Raw genomic sequence first — 22,501 nt, 5'->3', positions numbered from 1 at the left:
CCTTGTCGTTGCATTAGGAACGTCATACCACTCATGCTTACGCGTCGAGCGCTTTGGTGATCTTCTCGAACAGATCGCCGGAAAGATTCTCCAGCCCCTTCAACTGCTCAAGTGCTTTGCGCATCAACGCCTGACGTGAAGCATCATAGCGTTTCAAACGGATCAGCGGCTCAATCAGGCGCGCGGCAATTTGCGGGTTGCGCTGGTTCAAATCGCTGAGGATCTCCGCCAGGAACTGATAACCACTACCGTCTGCTGCATGGAACGCCGCCGGGTTGGCGGAAGCGAAACCGCCGATCAAAGAACGCGTCCGATTGGGATTGCTCAGGCTGAATGAACGGTGTTTCAGCAAGCTACGCACCTTGGTCAACACGTCCGCCGCCGGGCTGGTCGCCTGCAGCACGAACCACTTGTCCATCACCAGACCATCCTGGTGCCAACGCTCATCGAATGCCGTTAACAGCGCATCGCGACAAGGCAACTGTGCCGCTACCGCAGCCGCCAGCGCCGCCAGTGAGTCGGTCATATTGTCTGCCTGACGATATTGCTCGGACACCAATCGGTCGGCCAGGGCCTCGTCACCAAAGGCCAGATAGCCCAGGCATACATTGCGCAGCGAACGTTTGGCGATATCAGCGTGTTCCACCCGGTAACCGTCGGTTTTATTGGCGTTATACACTGCCAGCCACTCGTCAGCCATTTCCTTCGCCAGGCAACGGACGATCGCTTCATGCACCGCGGCAATCGCTTCGGGATCGATAGTCGCAAACAGCTCGGCAATTTCGCCTTCCGATGGCAACGTCAGGATTTGCGCAGCCAATGCCGGATCCAGCGTCTCATCCAACAGCACGGCGCGGAACGCATCAGCAACGTGTAGTGGCAGCGACAACGGTTGTTTCTGCTGATGTTTGGCAACGTTCAGTTTGATATAGGTGGCCAGCAGGCTCTGCGCCGCATCCCAACGGGCAAATTCATTGCGCGCATGCTGCATCAGGAAGGTCAGTTGCTGATCGCTGTACGGATAATCCAGCTTCACCGGCGCGGAGAACTCGCGCAACAGGGACGGTACCGGTTTGTGCGCCACACCGTCGAACACGAAAGTCTGCTCCGCCTCGGTCACATTCAACACGTTATTAACCGCAGAACCGTCTTTCTGCAAAGCAATGACATTGCCTTGCGCGTCGTACAGTTCGATATCCAGCGGAATATGCAGTGGCAATTTCTGCGGCTGATCGGCGGTCGGTTCGGTCTTCTGGCTGACGTGCAGGCGATACTGCTGATGCTCGGCATCGTACTCATCGCGCACGGTGAGCAACGGCGTACCGGACTGGCTGTACCAACGGCGGAACAGTGACAGGTCAACGTTGGATGCATCTTCCATCGCCTGAACGAAATCATCGCAGGTGGCCGCGCTACCGTCATGACGCTCGAAATACAGCTGAATGCCTTTCTGGAACTGCTCTTCGCCCAGCAGCGTGTGCAGCATGCGGATCACTTCAGACCCTTTCTCATACACCGTCAGGGTGTAGAAGTTGTTCATTTCGATCACTTTGTCCGGACGAATGGCGTGCGCCATCGGGCTGGCGTCTTCGGCGAACTGTGCACCACGCATCACGCGCACATTATCGATGCGGTTAACCGGACGTGAACCCAGATCTGAACTGAACTCCTGATCGCGGAATACCGTCAGCCCTTCTTTCAGGCTGAGCTGGAACCAGTCGCGGCAGGTCACACGGTTGCCGGTCCAGTTGTGGAAGTATTCGTGGCCAATCACCGCTTCAATATTCAGGTAATCTTTGTCGGTGGCGGTTTCAGCTTTTGCCAATACGTATTTGGAGTTAAAAATATTTAACCCTTTATTCTCCATCGCCCCCATGTTGAAGAAGTCGACCGCGACGATCATATAAATGTCGAGGTCGTATTCCAGACCAAAACGGGTTTCGTCCCATTTCATCGAGTTCTTCAGCGAGGTCATCGCCCAATCGGCGCGATCCAGGTTGCCACGGTCAACGAACAGCTCCAGCGCCACTTCACGCCCGGAACGGGTAGTGAAGCTGTCGCGCAGCACGTCGAAGTCACCGGCCACCAGCGCGAACAGGTAACAAGGTTTTGGGAACGGATCTTGCCACTGCACCCAGTGACGCCCATCTTCCAGCTCACCCTGGCCTACGCGGTTACCGTTTGACAACAGGAACGGGTAACGAGCCTTGTCAGCCACAATGCGGGTGCTAAAGCGGGCCAGCACGTCCGGGCGATCCAGATAATAGGTAATGTGGCGGAAACCTTCGGCCTCACATTGAGTACACAGCGCCTCACCGGACAGGTACAACCCTTCCAGCGCGGTGTTTTTCGCCGGGTGAATATCATTGACGATGGTCATGGTAAATTGTGCTGGCAGTTGCTCGATAACCAGTTTGTTATCCTGCAACTGATAGGCGGTCCATGGCTGGCCGTCGATCTCAATACTCACCAGCGTCAGGTCTTCACCGTTCAGTACCAGTGCCGCGTCGGCAGCGCCCTGGCGTTTAATCTTGCTGACGGCAGTGACGCGAGTTGTCTCTGCATCCAACACAAAATCCAGGTCAATGTCAGTGATGGTGTAATCTGGCGCGCGATAATCTTGGCGATACTTCGCCTGTGGCTGTTGTGTCATAAAAACCCTTTGACGTCTCAGTGAGTTACAGGTGCCAGGCTTTCATCTTGGGTTTATTTCGCCGTGGGGAAAGAGCAGAAATTCGATGAGCCTGATTGTAAATAAACTGTATCACAGCTACAAAAAAAACCCAGAGATGCCGGGCTACCAGAGCGGAGAAATCGGAGGTGGATCCTAATATTGTCGACGAATGGCCCATGCAGTCAGGCACCTTGACCTGATGCCGCATGAAAATCAGCATTTAATGCTAAAAAATACCTTTAGGGTTTTACGTTTTCCAGGCGTCAGTAGCTGGGTGAAGAGTGCTATTTTCTCAGAGCCCACGGGCAGCCAGCCCTTATTCAACAGCACTTATCGGCCACAGCGCTCCGACGGGTATAGTCAAGACAGCCAGGGAGCCACAATGATATAATTAACGACTCTGGCTCAAGGACGTACAGCGCATATGAAAGTAAAATATCTGATCTATTTTTTTACCTTTGCCCTGATGTCCTCCTTCGCCCTGTTCATTTCCGATGAATTGGCCGAGGCCAATACCGACTATCGCGACAACCAGCTTAACCTGTACAAAATTACCCGCGCCAAAGAAATATCGGAGGCTTTTCAGGCCACTTTATTGGCGCACCGCTTAAAACGTCTGAGTCTGATAGATCCTGAAATTACGCCACGGCAGTGGCAAAACGCCGACCGCTTGGCGCGGGAGAAAATCGCCCAGTTCCGGCCACATATCGACAGTGAGATATCGCAACAGCTTGGTATTCGGCAAAAAATCGCGGCGCTTTCCATGCTCAGCCTGATGGAACAATTGCTGAATAATGACAATCTGCAGCTTTCGCATATCACCGATGTCAACGCCAATTTGTTTAATATCAACAGCGCCTACTATATTTCTCAGGCCAGCAAAAGCTATTACCGTTATAGCTACGACAACCGCATGGTCGATGCCGATTCATTTTTATTTCTGGAAGCCGTGCGGTTAAATAACCGGCTGAACATGTCCGTCACTGAGCTGATCGATCAGGTTATCGACGTCAATACCAACCCGCGGGAGCGTAAAGTCGCCTATCTGAAAGCCATCCAATTGACCGGGGTATTGAGTGCGCTAAGCACCCGGCTGATATTCATGAAGCTGACCTATAATGATGTGCAAACTACCCAACTGGTCAATGAGATCCTTGGGCAATTGTCGACCCGGCAAATCAGTCGTATTACCACCGGGCTGTATACCGCCGTGGATACCCATACTGCTTACCCTACTGATTCAATCTATCAATATGTTGGCAACCTCAGCGAGCTGTCCCAGCGACTTTTTCAGCGTAGTTTTGAGTTGGAGGTCTCCGCCTCTCAGCATAAGATCTATAACAGCCAGACCGCCATTTACGGCATGATTTCCCTGGCCGGTCTGATCGCGCTGTTTATTTTCCTGCCAACGCTGGTTTATTGTTCCAATATCAGCCGCTGGCTGACGAAAACGCATAATAATATTTTGCGGCTGTCGCGCGGTAACATGAACATCGATCGCAATGAGGTGTTCTATGGTCAGGAATTGATGGCCATCAGCGATGCCATTAAACAGCTCAAACAATATCAGATGGAAAAGGTGACGTTGGAAAATGAAAAACACCTGCTGATCAAAGAACTGGAGGCCTCTTCGTTTCTGGATCCTTTAACCAACATCTATAACCGGCGCAAGTTTTTCCGCGAGTGCGAATCGCTGGCCGCCAGCAGCTACCCACTGGCCTTCTGCCTGATTGATATTGATAACTTTAAAAATATCAATGACAACTACGGCCACCATATCGGCGATCTGGTGCTGGTGGCCTTCGGTAAACTGCTGCAGAGCACCTTCCGTTCCAGTGATATTTTCTGTCGTTATGGCGGTGAAGAATTCGCCGTAATCCTTGGGAACTGCACGCTGGAAAATGCACGTGAAGTGATGTCCAAGCTACGTGAGCGAACCCATCAGTTAACCCTGACCATCGCCGATGGGCAAACCGTTCGTTTCACCACCAGTTGCGGTATTGCCCAGGTAAGCGATATCCGGCTGTTGCCAGTGGCGATCAAACAGGCGGATGAAGCGCTCTATTTCTGCAAGAATAACGGCAAGGACCGGATCGGCATTCATACCCCGATCGGTTTTATCTGAATTGCTGTTTAAAATAATTAACATTATAATTTTTATGACTAATTAACCTAAGTCATTCACCTAACAGGTTTATCTGACTTTTCTGCCGCCATCGCGACGGCAAGCCGACGTAAAGGCACTTTTAATCCTCGACCCGCTCCGATGAATTGTGGTGTGATGCAGCTTCAATAACAGGATAATCCGGGTATACTCCCCCCACTTTTTTTGATTATCCGGATTTGGACACGCGCCTGACGAGGATGCAGTAACGCGCTATGACTCAATACGCCTCCCCGATTTTGACATCACTGCTTGATACTGATGCCTACAAGCTTCATATGCAGCAAGCAGTATTTCATCGCTATCCCGCTATCAGCGTGGCGGCGGAATTCCGCTGCCGTGGTGATGAGCTGCTTGGCGAATATGCCGACGAAATCAGTGCGCAAATCGCACTGATGAGCCAGTTGGCACTCACAGACGCTGAGTTCAATTATCTCTCAGGACTGCCCTTCTTCCGTGACGATTACCTGAACTGGCTGCGCGATTTCCGCTACGATCCGCAACAGGTCCAGATCGAAAACCGCGCGGGCAAGCTGCATATTCGTATTGCCGGCCCGTGGCGCGAAGTGATCATGTGGGAAGTCCCGCTGCTGGCAGTGATCAGCGAAGTAGTACATCGTCACCGCTCGCCGGAAGTCACGCCTGACATGGCGGTAGCCCATCTGCGCGACAAACTGGCACAGTTTAAAGCCATGAGTAGCGATGTGGATATTTCGCGCTTCAAGCTGATGGACTTCGGCACCCGCCGTCGTTTTTCGCAGGCTGTACAGCAAGCTATTGTCAGCACGCTGAAAAGCGAATTCCCGTATCTGGTCGGCACCAGCAATTACTTGCTGGCGCACCAGCTTGATCTTGCGCCGGTCGGTACCCAGGCCCATGAATGGTTCCAGGCGCATCAGCAGATAAGCCCGGTATTGGCCAACAGTCAGCGGGCGGCACTGCAGGCCTGGCTGGACGAATACCCTGACCAGCTCGGTATCGCATTGACCGACTGCATCACCATGGATGCTTTCCTGCGTGATTTCGGCCCGCAGTTTGCCCAGCGCTATCAGGGCCTGCGCCATGACTCAGGCGATCCGTTCGAATGGGGCGAAAAAGCCATCGCGCATTTCCAGAAGCTGGGGATTGATCCGATGAGCAAAACGCTGGTGTTCTCCGATAACCTGGATTTGGACAAGGCGCTGGCGCTTTATCGCCACTTTTACCAGCGCGTCAACCTGGTGTTCGGTATAGGCACACGGCTGACCTGCGATATACCCGGGGTTAAACCGCTGAATATCGTTATCAAACTGGTCGAATGCAAAGGCAAACCGGTGGCTAAACTCTCCGACAGTCCGGGTAAAACCATCTGTCAGGATCCGGCCTTTGTCAAAGCGTTACGCAAAGCCTTCGATCTGCCGCTGGTAAAAAAAGCGAGCTAAGCCCCTGCCCTATGCACGTTAAAAAGCCGGCTGAAGACTTCACGCCGGCTTTTTCTTCTTTATATAGTCCTTCCCGTTGCTCCCTTTTCGCCCAGCCCCAAGAAATGTTGCGCCGATACGGCGATTTCTACTTGTGCTCTGCACCGTGCCAAGTAACATAGCAACATCCCCATATTCTTGGGTTATAAGCTATTTCTAAACCAAATTATTAAAGAGAGAAATCTATGAGCGTAGTGCCTGTAGTCGACGTACTGCAAGGCCGTGCTGCGGTTGACAGTGAAGTCACCGTGCGCGGTTGGGTGCGTACCCGGAGAGATTCTAAAGCTGGTATCTCCTTCCTGGCCGTCTATGACGGTTCCTGCTTTGATCCGTTACAGGCCGTCGTTAATAATTCTCTGCCGAATTATCAGGATGAAGTGCTGCATCTGACCACCGGCTGTTCCATTGAAGTCACCGGTATTGTGGTGGCATCTCCGGGCGAAGGTCAGAGCTTCGAACTGCAGGCAACCGCGATTAAAGTGGTTGGCTGGGTTGACGATCCGGACACCTACCCAATGGCGGCCAAACGTCACAGCATCGAATACCTGCGCGAAGTCGCTCACCTGCGCCCACGCACCAACCTGATCGGTGCCGTTGCTCGCGTGCGTCATACGCTGGCACAGGCTATTCACCGTTTCTATCACGAGAACGGCTTCTTCTGGGTTTCCACCCCGCTGATCACCGCCTCCGATACCGAAGGCGCCGGTGAAATGTTCCGCGTTTCAACCCTGGATCTGGAAAACCTGCCGCGTACCGATAAGGGTGCGGTCGATTTCAGCCAGGACTTTTTCGGTAAAGAAGCCTTCCTGACCGTGTCCGGCCAGTTGAACGGCGAGACCTACGCTTGTGCGCTGTCGAAAATTTACACTTTCGGCCCCACTTTCCGCGCCGAGAACTCCAACACCAGCCGCCACCTGGCGGAGTTTTGGATGATCGAACCGGAAGTGGCGTTTGCAGATCTCGAAGATATCGCCGAGCTGGCGGAAAAAATGCTGAAGTATGTATTCCAGGCCGTATTGAACGAGCGTATGGATGACATGAAGTTCTTCGCCGAGCGCGTAGACAAAGATGCGATCGATCGCCTGCAACGTTTTGTTTCTTCCGATTTCGCTCAGGTGGATTACACCGAAGCGGTGGAAATCCTGATCGCCTCTGGCCAGACTTTCGAAAACCCGGTTTCCTGGGGTATCGATCTGTCTTCCGAGCATGAGCGTTATCTGGCCGAAAAACACTTCAAAGCGCCGGTAGTGGTGAAAAACTACCCGAAAGATATCAAAGCTTTCTATATGCGTATGAACGAAGACGGTAAAACCGTTGCCGCAATGGACGTTCTGGCTCCAGGTATTGGCGAGATCATCGGCGGTGCCCAGCGTGAAGAGCGTCTGGACGTGCTGGATCAGCGTCTGGAAGCCATGGGCCTGAATAAAGAAGATTACTGGTGGTATCGTGATCTGCGTCGTTACGGCACCGTACCTCATGCCGGCTTCGGTTTGGGCTTTGAGCGTTTAATCGCCTATGTGACCGGTGTGCAAAACGTACGTGATGTTATTCCATTCCCACGTACGCCACGTAATGCAAGCTTTTAATTAATCAGATAATCCGTTTTTTAATTAATTTAGTTACAAAACCAAGGCCAGCTTAGCTGGCCTTTCGCATTTTTTAATATTGACCCACGTCACAAAGTTCCCTGGATATTACTTTTTGTTACAAATACTTTCTTTTTGAAACCTCATTGCGACATTGGTAGCATTTTCGTTCTAGATTAACCTGCCCGTGAATGGAACACTGCGTGCAGACACAGGACGACACCAATCTATCAACAATAGTTCCAAAAGAATTATTGGCGGCAGTGGCAAAGGTGTCCGAATAACACCAATGAGGGTAATATAATGATGAAGCGCAACATTCTTGCAGTGGTAATCCCGGCTCTGTTAGCAGCTGGTGCAGCAAACGCTGCTGAAATCTACAACAAAGACGGCAACAAACTGGATCTGTACGGTAAAGTTGACGGTCTGCACTACTTCTCAGACGACAAAGGTAATGATGGCGATCAGACCTATGTTCGTTTCGGCTTCAAAGGTGAAACCCAGATTACTGACCAACTGACCGGTTACGGCCAGTGGGAATACAACGTTCAGGCTAACCACGCTGAATCTCAAGGCACCGAAGGCACCAAGACTCGTCTGGGCTTCGCAGGTCTGAAATTTGCTGACTACGGTTCATTCGACTACGGCCGTAACTACGGCGTACTGTACGACGTGGAAGGCTGGACAGATATGCTGCCAGAGTTCGGTGGCGATACTTATACCTACACCGACAACTTCATGACTGGCCGTACCAACGGCGTTGCTACTTACCGTAACAACAACTTCTTCGGTCTGGTTGACGGTCTGAACTTCGCCGTTCAGTACCAGGGCAAAAACCAGAACGACAGCCGCGCTCTGAAGAAACAAAACGGCGACGGTTGGGGCCTGTCTTCTACTTATGACATCGGCGAAGGCGTAAGCTTCGGTGCTGCGTATGCATCTTCTAATCGTACAGACGATCAGAAACTGAATGCTACCGCTAAAGGCGACAAGGCTGACGCATGGACTGTGGGCGCGAAATACGACGCCAACAACGTTTACCTGGCAGCCATGTACTCAGAAACCCGTAACATGACTCCATACGGCGAATCTGACTTCACTATCGCTGACAAAACTCAGAACTTCGAAGTGACTGCACAGTACCAGTTCGACTTTGGTCTGCGTCCAGAAGTTTCTTACCTGCAGTCTAAAGGTAAAAACCTGTCTAGCCGTACCGCGAACGGTTCTAGCTTCGGCGGCGGCGATGCCGACCTGGTTAAATATGTTTCTGTAGGTACCACTTACTACTTCAACAAAAACATGTCTACCTATGTTGATTACAAAATCAACCTGCTGGACGACAACGAATTCACCAAAGCCAATGCCATCGCTACCGATGACATCGTTGGTGTAGGCCTGGTTTACCAGTTCTAAGTTGTCAAACTTAACGGCGGTTCACCGCCTGACAAGTTAAAAAAACAGGGCTTCGGCCCTGTTTTTGTTTTTATGTTCCCCTAACTTTTTATCCTGCCAAATCCCCCTTCCCCCTCATTTTTTATGCTGAATATGCGTCCTTCACAAGATCGAGGTGTTTTTCTCGCAAACGGTTGGCAAAGGGCATAACTGGCGCTACCCTGATGCTTCTGTCTGCTTAACTCCGAGCCATGGAAGCACCTGACATGTTTGAAAAAATCACTGCTGCACCTGCCGATCCGATCCTGGGTCTGACCGACATTTTCCGCGCTGACGCCCGCCCTAACAAAATCAACCTGGGGATTGGCGTATACAAAGACGAAACCGGTAAAACTCCGGTGCTGACCAGCGTTAAAAAAGCTGAGCAGTATCTGCTGGAAAATGAAACCACTAAAAACTATCTCGGCATTGAAGGTATTCCGGCGTTCGCCAACTGCACGCAAGAGCTGCTGTTCGGCAAACAAAGCCCAATTATCGCTGATAAGCGTGCGCGTACCGCACAAACGCCTGGTGGCACTGGCGGCCTGCGTGTGGCAGCTGACTTCATCGCCAACCAGACCAGCGCGAAACGCATTTGGATCAGCAACCCAAGCTGGCCGAACCACAACAACGTGTTTGGTGCGGTCGGTCTGGAAGTGTTGGAATACGCCTACTACGACGCAGCCAATCATGCACTGGACTTCGATGGCCTGCTAAACAGCCTGAAACAGGCTCAGGCCGGCGATGTGGTACTGTTCCACGGCTGCTGCCATAACCCAACCGGCATCGACCCAACGGCTGAGCAGTGGGCACAATTGGCCGAGCTGTCTGTGGCTAACGGCTGGTTGCCGCTGTTCGACTTCGCGTACCAGGGCTTTGCGAATGGCCTGGAAGAAGATGCCCAGGGCCTGCGTATTTTTGCCGCCAAGCACCAGGAACTGATCGTCGCCAGCTCTTACTCGAAGAACTTCGGTCTTTACAACGAACGTGTGGGTGCCTGTACCATTGTTGCTGCTGATGCAGAAACCGCCGACCGCGCCTTCAGCCAGGTGAAAGCCGCGATCCGCGCCAACTACTCCAACCCACCGTCACACGGTGCCGCTATTGTGGCAACCATCCTGGGCGACGATGCGTTACGTGCGCTGTGGGAGCAGGAACTGACCGACATGCGTCAACGTATTCACCGCATGCGTCAGCTGTTCGTAAATACCCTGCAGGAGAAAGGCGCTGAGCAGGATTTCAGCTTTATCATCAATCAGAATGGCATGTTCTCGTTCAGCGGGCTGACCAAAGAACAGGTTCTACGCCTGCGTGATGAGTTCGGCGTCTATGCCGTTAACTCCGGCCGCGTTAACGTTGCCGGCATGACACCCGACAATATGGCGCCGCTGTGCGAAGCCATAGTCGCCGTGCTGTAAAACCGTCGCGCGACACATAGCAAAAGGGGCGCTAAAAGCGCCCCTTAGTTATTTCTGCCGGAAATAACTTACCAGATGGCCGGCTCTTCACGCAGGAACGGGTTGGTTTCACGCTCTTGACCGAAGGTAGACATTGGCCCATGACCTGGAATAAACGCCATGTCATCACCCTGCGGCAATAGCTTGGTGCGGATCGAGTTGATCAACGCCTGATGATCGCCTTGTGGGAAATCACTGCGCCCAACGCCGCCATTAAACAGCACGTCGCCCACCAGCGCCAATCTCGCCTGCTGATTAATAAACACGATATGGCCAGGAGTATGGCCAGGGCAATGCAGCACCTTGAGCGTCATCTCACCCACCTGCACACTATCCCCTTCTTCCAGCCACTGTGTTGGCGTCAGTGGTGCGCACTCTTCCAGCCCAAACATACGGCTCTGCGCAGGCAGGCCGTCCAGCCAGAAAGCATCTCTCTTATCCGGGCCGTAGATCGGCACCTGGTAATGCTCAGCCAGCTCTGCGGCCGCGCCAACGTGATCGAGATGACCATGCGTCAGCAGGATCTGCGTAACCGTCACGCCCTGCCTGGCTATTTCGGCCTTCAGTTTTTCAGGTTCACCGCCGGGATCAACCAATGCCGCCTGCTGGGTGCTGTCACACCAGATCAGGCTGCAGTTCTGACTAAAAGCGGTAACGGGAATAATGTGGTATTTCATAAGGCTCCAACGACAACGGCGCCACACCCTTCCGGGCTGGCGCGACTCACTTGTGATACACAGCGATTACCAGGTCCGCACCGGGCCGGTATCGATGTGTACGAAGTTGCTACGTGGGTAATATCCTACACCACCAGCGCTCATTTTTAACGCCGCTTTACGGATATTACTCAGTTGGATGCCTTCGATATGGAAGTCCATCGCCTGGCCTTTGGTGTGGTAGCTGTGCTTGGCCACACCGCGACTGCGTTCACGCAGCTCATTGTTGGTGTCCAGGGAGCGATAACCTGAAACCAACTGTACCGGCTTGTTGGTGCCCAACAGACCTTGCAGACGATAGAGATGATCGAACAGACGAGGATCAATCGACTTGACCTTATTGGCTCGATAATCACGGAAGAGATGATTAAGACGGACTAATTCGTCTTTATTATATCCCTTGCCGTCGAAGAATTCGGCTTTAAGCGATTCGCCCGTATGCATATTATTTACAACCAAAATACGCGGACGAGAAGTAGAAAGACTGGCAAAGGCTTGCCCAGGGAGCAGCGCTATGCCTACGGCGGCGCTACCTAACGCCAGCCATTTACGGCGATGATGATCAATTTTGTCCATGTTTCTGTTAAACCCGGCAAGAATATCAAAATATATGCACAAAACAGCGCACTGCCCGAACCATAACCGCCCACACTGGCTGAGTCAACCCGTGATGTCCCGCGGTTTGCAGGCACTCACGTAATGAGTGCCTGCATCATGGCCCGATATTCTGACCGTTATTTATTTATAATTACTGCATTTATTGCATTAATTTTTCGGCCTGAGCCAAAATTTGTGCGCCCGATCTCACCGTGTCATCATAATTGTAAATATCTGTGCGGAATTGTGGCTTTCCATCATCAGAGACCCAGGCGGTTAAATAATACAATTTAACCGGAATATGCTGGCGGATATTTACGAAGGTGGTATTTCCCTGTTTCAGAGTGGAAGAAACACGAGTGTTGTTCCAGCCGGCATCCTGCAGCAGCATGTTCGCCAAATCTGAAGCCTTGTTGACCCGAACACAACCGGAACTCAAGGCGCGGATGTCTTTCTGGAACAGATTATGGTTGGGCGTATCGTGCAGATAGATAGCGTCCGAACTCGGCATATTGAATTTAAAACGCCCCAATGAATTAGTCGCGCCTGGTGATTGACGGATCCGGTACGGGAAGTTACGGGCCGACACCATACTCCAATCGATCATCGCCGGGTTAATCACTTCGGCATCGTTGCTCCAGCCCGAAAGCACGGTATAGCCATGCTTCTGGAAGTAGCTGCCGTCACGCATTGCCTTCGGTACGATATCTTCACGCACCAGCGTAGTCGGTACGTTCCACGGCGGATTCACCACCACATTATTCAGCGCACTGCTCATTAACGGCGTCTTGCGGCTAGGTCGACCAACGATCACCCGCGAGGAAAGCACTTCATTGCCGTTCTGATAGTAGGTCAACGAGTAGTTGGGAATGTTAACCATAATACCGGTATCAACATGGCCGGGTAGTATCCGTAAACGCTGGATATTCAGTGCCAACAGCGAGGCGCGCATTTGCGGCGTTACGTTAAGCCATTCGCGAGTGCGCACGCCGATCACGCCGTCAGCACTCAGCCCCTGCCATTTCTGGAAGCGCTTAACGCCTTCGACCAGATCGAGGGTATAGCGATTATCGGTGACGGTAACCGGGCTTTCCTGTTGCTGCGAAAAAGGCGATTGCGGCGTTGGGACGAGATCTTTGACTGGAGCGGCCGCCGGGCTGACAACGGCACTCTGGCTCTCACGACTTTTTTCTTCATCGACCGACAAGCCACCATCGTCAGGCTCATTACGTGAACCGGTCAATACCGCAGGGGGATCCTGCGCTTCCACCGGTGCCGTAGAAGGCGTCAGCATGCCGTTACGCGCCAGGATCTCACGCAAGGCTGGGATATCATTGCTCAGTTGATCGGGACGCAGGCTTGGGCCATTGGCCATTTGCGGCCACGGACGGCCATCGGCCAGCATGTCCCGCAGGGCCTGATGCATCTTGGCGTATTGCGGGTGCTGCGGTGCCAGCTTGTTGACATAAGCCAGCGTTTTACCCTGACGCACCGCCAGTTGCCACTGGTTAATCACCGTATTGGGCGGCAGACCGAGTTTGTAGGGAATATTGCTGTACAACCAATTATTACCGTTGGCACCGATGGACGAAACGAACTGCAAATAGCCCAGCATCGCATCAGACAGCACCACATCGCGTGCCACATCGGTAATCGCCGGGTTGGTCAACAGTTTCACCCATTGGGTAAACTGCGGCTGTACGCCGGACATCGCCAATTCGGCCAATTGCTGCTGGAATTGTTGAACCGCTTCGCGATCCTGCCACATCAACTGCATCCGGTTCGCCGCGTACAAAGGAGCCAGCGTCGAAAGATAATAGGGTGTGATGCCTTTCGGTAATGCCGCCACTATCTCCGAACGGCTTTGCGCCACTGACATGCCGGATGACGCTACCGGAAACGCAGGAACGGTTGCCCATACGGGTAAAGACGACGCAAGACCACATGCGATTGCGCAACTTAACGCCAGCCGCCGTACAGTGTTTCCATTTCTAAGCAACATCCATTGCCCCCTGTATGCTCACAAAAAATATAACCAAGACAACTTATTAGTTTCAGTATACGAACAGAAAAGCCATTTTGCCTTTGGGTGCCTATGAATAACTGTTAATTCATTAGGCTACTCGGTTTTCAGCGCAGAAAAAAGCAGGACCATCATCCACCCGCACAAAAAAATAGCCACCCTTGGGCAGCTATTTTCAGATTATTAGCGGGCTTTTTTTGCGTTTACGGCGTTTCTGCCGCAGTCACACCCAGAACCGGCGGCTCATTGGCAAAACCGCGCAGCCCTACTACGTGTACATGTTCATGATTCTGGAACACTTTACGCACCAGTTTATAAGTCGTGCCTTTTTCCGGGCTGATATTTTCCGGTGCCGCGATGATCAGCTGCATTTCCAGACGATCGCACAGTTCGAACAGCGTAGCGATGGATTTGGCATCCAGTCGCGCCGCTTCATCGAGGAACAACAGTCGACATGGAGAAATGTCTTTACCGCGCAGACGGCGTGACTCTTCTTCCCAGCTCTGTACCACCATGACAAGAATCGACATCCCGGTACCGATCGCTTCCCCGGTAGACAACGCGCCACTCTCGGCACGCAACCAACCATCTGAACCGCGGAAGACTTCCACTTCCAGCTCCAGATAGTTGCGGTAATCCAGCAGCTCTTCGCCGATGGTCTGTGGTGTGCGCTGCCCCATATCAATCTGTGGATTGAGACGCTGATACAGCTTGGCCAAGGCTTCAGAGAAGGTCAGTCGGTTGCTGTTGAACAGATCCTGATGCTGTTCCTGTTGCTCGGAAAGCACGTCCAACAGCGTCGCATGCGCTTCACGCACGTTGACGTTCAACCGCACGCTCTTCACCTGGCCGAAGGAAACTGCCTGCAGGCCCTGGTTGAGCATGCGAATACGGTTCTGTTCACGCTGGATGGTTTTACGAATGATGTTCGCCACGCTCTTGGAGCTGATTGCCAGCTTCTGCTCACGCGCGGTCAACTCTTCGGTCAGGCGGCCCAGTTCGATTTCCATCTGTTCGATGGCTTCAACCGGGTCGTCGGTACGGATAATATCCTGACGGATACGCTCGCGCAGATGCTGGTAGACCGCGATATAGAACTGGATCTTGCGTTCCGGACGCTTCGGATCTTCCGACAGACGCAGCACATCGCGCAGGTGTTCGTTATCCGACACCGCCAGACGCAGCGCACCGAGCGCCTTATCCGACATTGAGCGCAGTTCGTCACCGTCCATATAGGCCAGTTCGCGGCGGTGCAGACGACGCTCAACCCCATTGTCTTTCACCAGGCGCATCACGGCGCACCAACCCGCCTTGGCGGTGACCACTTGCTCACGCAACTGATAATAATCGCGCTCCAGCTTGCGCAGTTTTTTCTGCAGACTGTCCATTTCCGCTTCGCAGAAGGTCAGCTGTTTTTCCAGTTGGTTACGGCGCGCGCGGTTGGTGCTCAGGGCCGCATGCAGCTCATCACGTCGTGTGCGCGCACGGGCTTCGGCATTGGCATCCGCCTGTACACCGATGTCTACCAGTTCCTGGCTCAGCTCTTTGAGCATGTCGCGCTTGGCGTCATACGAGCTTTTCAGCGATGCCAGCACCTGGCTGTACTGGGTAAACTGGGTCTGATATTGGCGCAGCTGTTCGCGGGCACGGGTACGTTCTGCTTCCGCATGTTCCAGGCGCTGGCGCAATTTGTCGTTCAGATCGTTGTTGGCATTTTGCATGCCAGCAGAATCGGTATAGCTGAAGTGCGCACGACGCTGCACCACTTCAATCAGGGCAAACGCCTGCTGCTTGGCCTGACGCTGCACGCTCTGCGCCTGAGTGTAATCCTGTTGCAACTGCTCATGCTGCTGCGGATCGCTCTGCAGTACCGACAGCAGCGGCTCCAGCTTGGTCAGGGAAACGCCGTGCTGTTGAATATGACGCGCGGCATCCTGCGCCTCTTCCAGCTCCTCACGGATTTCTTCCACCCGATCCTGCAGGGTTTCATCGTTTAGCAATGAAACCAGTGGCGTCAGACGGTTCAGTGCAGAAATGCCCTCTTTCGCCTGATCGTACTGCTGACGCTGCTGCTGGTTCTGCGCTTCATGATTATTCAGCGCACGCTCGATTTCACCACGGCGAGTACTGAGGCCACGGATCTCGGCTTCAGGATCGGCGTCAAAGGCCACCGCCAGATGGTTACCGATAAAGCGGCTGAAGGCCTGGTGCGAACGCTGGGTTTTCTGCACGTCGAACGACAGTGTGGCATAACGCTCTGCCAACTTTTCCCGCTCGGCATGCAATATCTCCAGGCGATTCTCACGTGCGGCACGGCCAAACAACGGCACTGCCGGGTAACGTGAGTAACGCCACTGGCGTTCGGCAGTTTTAACCAACACCGCACGGTCTTGTTCTTCGACGGCGAATACGCTGTCATCGAACGACTGCGGATCCCCTTCGATCAGATAGAGATCTTCCGGGCAGTCTTCCAACCCTTCCAGCATCTCACGCACCAGCGACAGATCCGGCACCACGATGGCGTGGCGCGACGGGCCGTACAAGGCGGAGAAGTACGGTGCATCGTCGATGGTAACGTCGTCGTAGATTTCGGACAGCAGCACGCCACCAAAACGTTCGGCCAGCGTGACCAGACGTTGATCTTCGGCACCGCCAGGCTGGCTGAGACGTTCAATTTGCGCTTCAACAGCACGTTTACCGGCAGCCACTTCGTCACGCTCAACGGTAGTTTCACGTTCGCGCTCCAGCAGTTGCTGCATGTATTCCGTCACCTGCTGGCTGCTTTCAAGCGCTTCACCGCTTTGCTCGCCAAGCTGGCTCAGAGCATCCTGCGCGGCTAACCAGACAGGTGCGCGGGTGGTCAGTTCGCGGATGCGTTGCTGAATTTGCTCCAGTTCCTGGCGCATTTCCATCCGACGCTCGCCGGCATCGCTGACGCCCTGCGACAGCGATTCCAGACGCTCTTCCAGTTCTTGTTGCAGTGCATCAAGTTCGTCCGGCTGATACTGCTGGCCATGGCGTTTACAGAACTCCTGCAGCAGGCGCTCGGCGTCCTGCTGGGAGCGCAGACGCTGTTCCAGCTCGCTCAGACGCATACGCAAGGGTTGCACGCGTTCGGCAAGGTGTTGCTGTGATGGCCAGTCGCGCAGTAATTCGCGCGCGCACTGCCAGGCTTCGCTGCGGCTGACCTGGCCGGCGATTTTACCCACCAGTTGGTAAGCCTGTTCAAACTGACCGTGCGCGGCGTCGGCCACGCTCAGCTTTTGCTCAAGCATCAGCAGCGCTTCTGTCGCTTCCTGCTCGCGCGCCTGGAAAGTATCCAGCCAGTGTTCGGCATTCTCGGCGGTCAGTTCCGGCAGTTGGCACAACGCACGTGCGCGTTCCAATGCTTGCAACGCCTGCTGATATTGAATAGCGCGGGTCTGCTGCACGTCGAGCGCCTGCTGGTAGTCGGCGAGTTGGCTTTTCAGCTCATCCACTTCCAGTTCGGCTGCCTCGGCGCGCGCTTCGTTTTCGGCCTGTTGCTCGCTGGCTTCGGCAACCACTTCATTCTGCTCTTCCAGTCGGTAGGTCAGCTCTTCCAGATCGCCTTCATAGCGCTCGATCTTTTCCTGCTGGCGCATCGCCGTTTGTACCAGATTCAGGTGATCGCTGGCGGCCTGATAATCGGTTTCCAGATCGGATTCCGCACCGCTTTGCTCTGCCAGTTCACGCGCCATTTCAACATGACGGAATTGCTCGGCGGCCAACTGTTTGCGACTGCCCAGCAGATCGCTGCGCAGCGCCAGTGCCCCGTCCAAATGAATGCGCCGCTCATTGGCATGACGCATGTAGTCCGCCGCCACGTAAGAGGTGGCCTCGGAAATCAAATGTTTGAACAGGTCGCGGTCGGATTGGGTCACGCGGATCGCTTCCAGCGTCATGCGGTTTTCACGCAGCGCCGCTTCCATGTCCTGGAATGCCTTGCGCACGCCGCTGTTTTCCGGCAACAGGTAGTCGCGTAGCGAGCGGGTGATGGCGCTGGAAATACCGCCGTACAGCGAGGCTTCAATCAGACGATAGAACTTGCTGCGATCGGACGATGAACGCAGGCGTTTCGGGATCACGCCCAGATCGAACATTAATGAGTGGTAATCGGTGATGGAGTTAAACTGCTTGAACTGCACCCCTTCCATCTCTTCGACGCGATCTTTCAACTCCTGCAACGACAGTACGCGCGCCTGGCGCTCACCCACCGTTTGGGTCAAAAGCTCCGTCGGCTGCACGGCCGTCGGCAGGCCCTGGATCACGAACGGCTTGATGTCGACCTTGCGGTCACGGCCGGCGACCTGTTGCAGACGAACACCCACTACCACACGTTGGTGGCGCGAGTTGAGCACGTCAAGCGTCGAATAACAGACCCCGGCACGCAATTTACCGTGCAGGCCTTTGTCGCGTGAGCCGCTGGTGGCGCCGGCTTCAGTGGTGTTACGAAAGTGCAACAGCGTCAAATCGGGGATCAGCGCAGTGACGAAGGCCGCCATGGTAGTGGATTTCCCTGCCCCGTTACCGCCGGACAGCGTGGTCACCAACTCATCGAGATCAAAGGTGCGGGCAAAGAAGCCGTTCCAGTTAACCAACGTCAGCGAGCGAAATTTACCGCGTTCAATCATTCCTGTTCATCCTCTGCACTGTCCGGTGTGGTATCAAGCGCCGCATCTTCTGCATCGCTCTCATCATTCAGCAACAGGCTGTTTTCAACCGGCATTGCTTCGCCGTCGCGGATCATACGCAACTGCGCTTCACGCGGATCGTCGCCGCTGCGTACATCGGCGCCAAAGCGGAACACCGCCTCCGTAATACGGAACTTGCTGCTGTCGTTGCCCATGAAATAGACCATGCCCAAACGACGCAGGCGGTTCAGTGAAGTACGTACTTTTTCATGCAGCTTCTGACGATCGAGATCCGAGCCGGTAGAACGCTGATTAACGAACTTCAGCAATTTGCTTTCGTCCGCCAGGCTCAACAGTTCGTCGTACAGCTCCTGATGGCTGAAAATGCCCTCATGTGCCAGACGCTCCGGGCTGAGATACAGAAAGCACAGAATTTTCCCCACCATCATATCCAGCTCGGACAGTACCGAACGTGGGATCAGCGTGGTAGAGCGTGGGCGCAGGTAGAAGAATCCTTCCGGCGCGCGGATCAGCTCTACACTGTAGCGGGTGTAGAATTCTTCCAACTCGTCCTGGAAATCCATTAAGAAAGCGTGGTTGTCCAGTTCATCGATACCGATGTGACGACCCGCACGCAGTTGGCTGTCCAGCGCCGGGAACAGCGCGTTAGACAATGCCTTGGCCAGCTTGACTGGCATTATTTGTTCAATATTTGTCGATGACATGGGCCTGGACCTTGGCTCCGTAATCATTGATTGCCTGCCACTGTGCCGGCAACCCTGAAAAATCTGCTTCAGCCACACCAAGGCGCACTGCCTGGTCGACCACTAAACGTGCCACATCGAAATGACGAGCACGCGGATATTGCGCCAGATAATCGCGCATTACCGCCCCTAAATTGAGCGGCATCTGTTGTTCCTGATAAATCTTCAGTGCCTGTTCGATCATTGCCGCCAGCTGTTCGCGGATCTCGCTGAACTCTTCGAACTCCAGATCCGGCGGCAGTTCCCCAGTCACTTCCTCGCTGCGCAACGCCAGTTCTTCGTCTCGCATATCCAGCAGACGGTCGGCATTGGCATGGGTCAGTGTCCACGGGTTGTCGAAATAGTTTTGCACCGACTGACGCAAACGCTGGGCGAATACCCGGTTCTTGTCCATGTCGATCGCGGTACGGATAAATTTATGCACGTGGCGGTCGTAGCCAATCCACAGGTCAATCGCCTGCTGGCCCCAACTGATTATGCGGTCAAGCTTGCTTTGCAGGTCGAACACCAGTTTGTCGATGAAGCCCAGTTCTGCTCCACCCAGCGTGGCATCCTGAATACGCAACAGGTTAGCCTGCAGTTTATCGCCCGCCGCCTCCAGCGTATCCTGCAGTTCGCGCAGGGTACCCGAGGTTTCGGACAGCAGCATCTCACAGCTGGAGATCGCCGCACGCCAGTCTTTGTTCAGCAGCGCTGCGATGTCGTCCTTCACGCCCTGCTGTTGTTCATCCATAATCCGCTGGGTCAAATCGATACTGTCGAAGATTTCCGCCACCGAATATTTCAGCGGTGCAAACACGTTACGGTGCCAGTGGAAATCATCACCGCCCTCATCGGCGGCGTCGGCAGCGCGTTTGAGTTCCTGCGCCACAATTGACAGCTGCATCGATAAACGCAGCGTGGAGAATTCGCGCTGACGGATATAGTAATCGGTGATACCGATGCCCAGTGGCGTCAGACGGTAAATCGCGTTACCGTCCGCCTGCTCACTAATAAAACGGTTTAACAGGCGCTGGCGCACCATGTCGTTAATCGCATTGTTGGCGCGCACGGCCACCGTTTCATGCGTCTGTTCGAAACCCTTGCTGACATGGCGAAATGCATCAACCAGCTCACCTTCGCTCATCTCGCCATCCAGCCGCTCGCCGTTCAAAGTGGCGATGGCAAGCAAAAACGCGAGACGCTCCGTAGGGAGCGAAATAGAGAAATCATTTTTCCGTGCCCAGGCGACCAGTTCGGGTACTGTCTGGGAAAATTCACTCATAGTTCGTCCTTCAGGTTTGGTTTATGCGCCATGACGTGAATATAGCGCCCCAAACTCACGTACGGCTCCTGCCGGCAATAGTGCTGTTCAAGCGCCAGTAACTCTTCAAATTTTTGTGTCTGTAACTGCCTGCTCTGCAGATAGTCGTGGAACACCCGCACGCCGGTTTTCCCGCTGATGCGCATGCCCAACTGTTCCAGCCAGCCGTACACCTGCGGCGGACTATGCGGATACTGCGGCGACAACGAACGCTTTCTGCGTCTTCTGACCTCTGGGTTCACCAGTTGGAAATTACCCAACACCACGTTACGCATCAAGAGGCCATTGGCGTTAAAGAACATCAATGACAGTGCCCCCCCCGGCAGCAGGCAATTAAATAACGCCTGCAACGCAGTCTCAGGTTCGGCGATCCATTCAAGCACCGCATGGAACAATATCAGATCAACCGGCTGTTCCAAGTGTTGACCAATATCCTGAGCTGAACTTTGTATGAATTGCATGTTCTGGCTCACACCTTTCTGCTCAGCCAGCAACGCGGCGCGTTGGATCATCTCACCAGAAAGATCGCACAACAACACCTGATGTCCTAATTCTGCCAATTGGCAGGCCATATGGCCTTCGCCACCGCCGGCATCCAGAATGCGCAGCGGCCGCTGCGGCAACTGGGCCAACAGCGTGGTCAGATCCTGCCAAACCACCGCCTGGCGGATTTTCCCTTTGGTGGTGCCGTAAATATTACGCGCAAACTTTTCAGCAATATCGTCAAAATTGCGATCCTGCATGGACTACGGCTCCGCTGATCTTATCCGGCTGGGGGCAAAGTACCCGCCCATTCAAACCTGCTATTTTGGCACAGACTGGCTTAGAATGAATCTTCTTGCGGCCTGATTGTGCCCGGATGTCGTTTTTTCGCCCAAAAGGACCTGATTTTTGATGCTGTTTAACCTGAAAAAGTTCATTGGCGCCATTTTAATGCCGTTACCCGCGTTGTTGCTGCTGATGGGACTGGCGCTGTTACTGCTGTGGTTCACCCGTTGGCAAAAAAGCGGCAAGGTCATTTTCACGCTGAGCTGGCTGTTTTTACTGCTTTTCAGCCTGCAGCCGGTGGCCGACAGGTTACTGCGCCCGATAGAATCGGAGTATGTCACCTATCGTGGCAATGACCCGGTGAATTATATCGTGGTGCTGGGCGGCGGCTATACCTTTAATCCGGATTGGGCACCCAGTTCCAATCTGATCGGCAATAGCCTGCCACGAGTCACGGAAGGTGTGCGCTTATATCTTGCGCATCCGGGGGCAAAAATGGTGTTCACCGGTGCCGGTAGCCCCAAAACCCTGAGCAACGCGGCCACGGCGGCACTGGTGGCGGAAAGCCTGGGAGTGCCGCGCGGTGATATCGTTTTGTTGGATCGCCCGTTGGATACCGAGCAGGAGGCATTACAGGTGTCGAAACTGGTCGGTCAGCAGCCGTTTATTCTGGTGACTTCAGCCAACCACTTGCCGCGCGCCATGCGTTTCTTTGAAGCCAAGGGGCTGCACCCGATCCCGGCGCCGTCCAATCAGTTGGCCATCAGTTCACGATTGAATATCTGGGATCGCGTAGTGCCGTCGGCGATGTTCCTCGGCCACAGCGAGCGGGCCTGGTATGAAACGCTGGGCAGCCTGTGGCAACGGCTGAAAGGGTCCGATGAGGTTTCTGTCGACTAGTTGGCG

14 protein-coding genes are annotated in these 22,501 nt (G+C 53.9%); 6 read left to right on the top strand and 8 right to left on the bottom strand.

Annotated features, from left to right (window positions below; all coding sequences use genetic code 11):
• Positions 1-37: 37 nt before the first annotated feature.
• A complete protein-coding gene (gene pepN, locus E5C26_RS08850) occupies positions 38-2,653 on the bottom strand; it encodes an aminopeptidase N (protein WP_135315946.1) in 2,616 nt (871 codons plus the stop codon).
• A gap of 445 nt (positions 2,654-3,098) precedes the next feature.
• Between pepN and E5C26_RS08845 the strand changes: the two genes are divergently transcribed.
• The 5 genes from E5C26_RS08845 (at position 3,099) to E5C26_RS08825 (ending at position 10,733) form a co-directional block, all read left to right on the top strand.
• Positions 3,099-4,799 (top strand): GGDEF domain-containing protein, encoded by a 1,701-nt coding sequence (locus tag E5C26_RS08845; protein WP_135315945.1) that lies wholly within the window; start codon positions 3,099-3,101, stop codon positions 4,797-4,799.
• 254 nt (positions 4,800-5,053) lie between these two features.
• The gene (gene pncB / locus E5C26_RS08840) at positions 5,054-6,259 is read left to right on the top strand and encodes a nicotinate phosphoribosyltransferase (protein ID WP_135315944.1); all 1,206 of its coding nucleotides are present in this window, start codon (positions 5,054-5,056) and stop codon (positions 6,257-6,259) included.
• A gap of 224 nt (positions 6,260-6,483) precedes the next feature.
• The gene (asnS, locus tag E5C26_RS08835) at positions 6,484-7,884 is read left to right on the top strand and encodes an asparagine--tRNA ligase (protein WP_135315943.1); all 1,401 of its coding nucleotides are present in this window, start codon (positions 6,484-6,486) and stop codon (positions 7,882-7,884) included.
• A gap of 303 nt (positions 7,885-8,187) precedes the next feature.
• Positions 8,188-9,297, top strand: a complete 1,110-nt coding sequence (gene ompC / locus E5C26_RS08830) for a porin OmpC (RefSeq protein WP_312847926.1) — start codon at positions 8,188-8,190, stop codon at positions 9,295-9,297.
• A gap of 245 nt (positions 9,298-9,542) precedes the next feature.
• On the top strand, positions 9,543-10,733 hold the full coding sequence (locus E5C26_RS08825) for an amino acid aminotransferase (RefSeq protein WP_135315942.1): 1,191 nt from the start codon (positions 9,543-9,545) through the stop codon (positions 10,731-10,733).
• A 68-nt stretch (positions 10,734-10,801) separates the two neighbouring features.
• Here E5C26_RS08825 and E5C26_RS08820 read toward each other — a convergent pair whose 3' ends face one another.
• The 7 genes from E5C26_RS08820 to cmoM all read right to left on the bottom strand — a co-directional run bounded on the left by E5C26_RS08820 (position 10,802) and on the right by cmoM (position 21,570).
• On the bottom strand, positions 10,802-11,449 hold the full coding sequence (locus E5C26_RS08820) for an MBL fold metallo-hydrolase (protein WP_135315941.1): 648 nt from the start codon (positions 11,447-11,449) through the stop codon (positions 10,802-10,804).
• 66 nt (positions 11,450-11,515) lie between these two features.
• Positions 11,516-12,064, bottom strand: coding sequence for a YcbK family protein (locus tag E5C26_RS08815; protein ID WP_020826147.1), 549 nt, complete (start codon positions 12,062-12,064; stop codon positions 11,516-11,518).
• Between the two features lie 181 nt (positions 12,065-12,245).
• Positions 12,246-14,087, bottom strand: coding sequence for a L,D-transpeptidase (ldtD, locus tag E5C26_RS08810; RefSeq protein ID WP_135315940.1), 1,842 nt, complete (start codon positions 14,085-14,087; stop codon positions 12,246-12,248).
• Between the two features lie 224 nt (positions 14,088-14,311).
• Complete coding sequence (gene mukB / locus E5C26_RS08805) at positions 14,312-18,760, bottom strand: chromosome partition protein MukB (RefSeq protein ID WP_135315939.1); 4,449 nt, start codon at positions 18,758-18,760, stop codon at positions 14,312-14,314.
• A complete protein-coding gene (gene mukE / locus E5C26_RS08800) occupies positions 18,757-19,485 on the bottom strand; it encodes a chromosome partition protein MukE (RefSeq protein WP_135315938.1) in 729 nt (242 codons plus the stop codon). Before mukE ends, mukB begins: the two co-directional genes overlap by 4 nt.
• Positions 19,466-20,788 carry a chromosome partition protein MukF gene (mukF, locus tag E5C26_RS08795; RefSeq protein ID WP_135315937.1) on the bottom strand — a complete coding sequence of 441 codons (1,323 nt, stop codon included), beginning with the start codon at positions 20,786-20,788 and terminating at the stop codon, positions 19,466-19,468. The genes mukE and mukF overlap by 20 nt, the downstream gene beginning before the upstream one ends.
• Positions 20,785-21,570 carry a tRNA uridine 5-oxyacetic acid(34) methyltransferase CmoM gene (cmoM, locus tag E5C26_RS08790; RefSeq protein ID WP_135315936.1) on the bottom strand — a complete coding sequence of 262 codons (786 nt, stop codon included), beginning with the start codon at positions 21,568-21,570 and terminating at the stop codon, positions 20,785-20,787. Before cmoM ends, mukF begins: the two co-directional genes overlap by 4 nt.
• A gap of 151 nt (positions 21,571-21,721) precedes the next feature.
• Between cmoM and elyC the strand changes: the two genes are divergently transcribed.
• A complete protein-coding gene (elyC, locus tag E5C26_RS08785; protein WP_135315976.1) occupies positions 21,722-22,495 on the top strand; it encodes an envelope biogenesis factor ElyC in 774 nt (257 codons plus the stop codon).
• The last annotated feature ends 6 nt before the right edge of the window (positions 22,496-22,501 follow it).

Source organism: Serratia proteamaculans (assembly GCF_004684015.1).
Lineage (GTDB): Bacteria > Pseudomonadota > Gammaproteobacteria > Enterobacterales > Enterobacteriaceae > Serratia > Serratia proteamaculans_F.
Note: the sequence above shows the minus strand (reverse complement) of the source record. Positions and strands in the feature narration are given on the sequence as shown.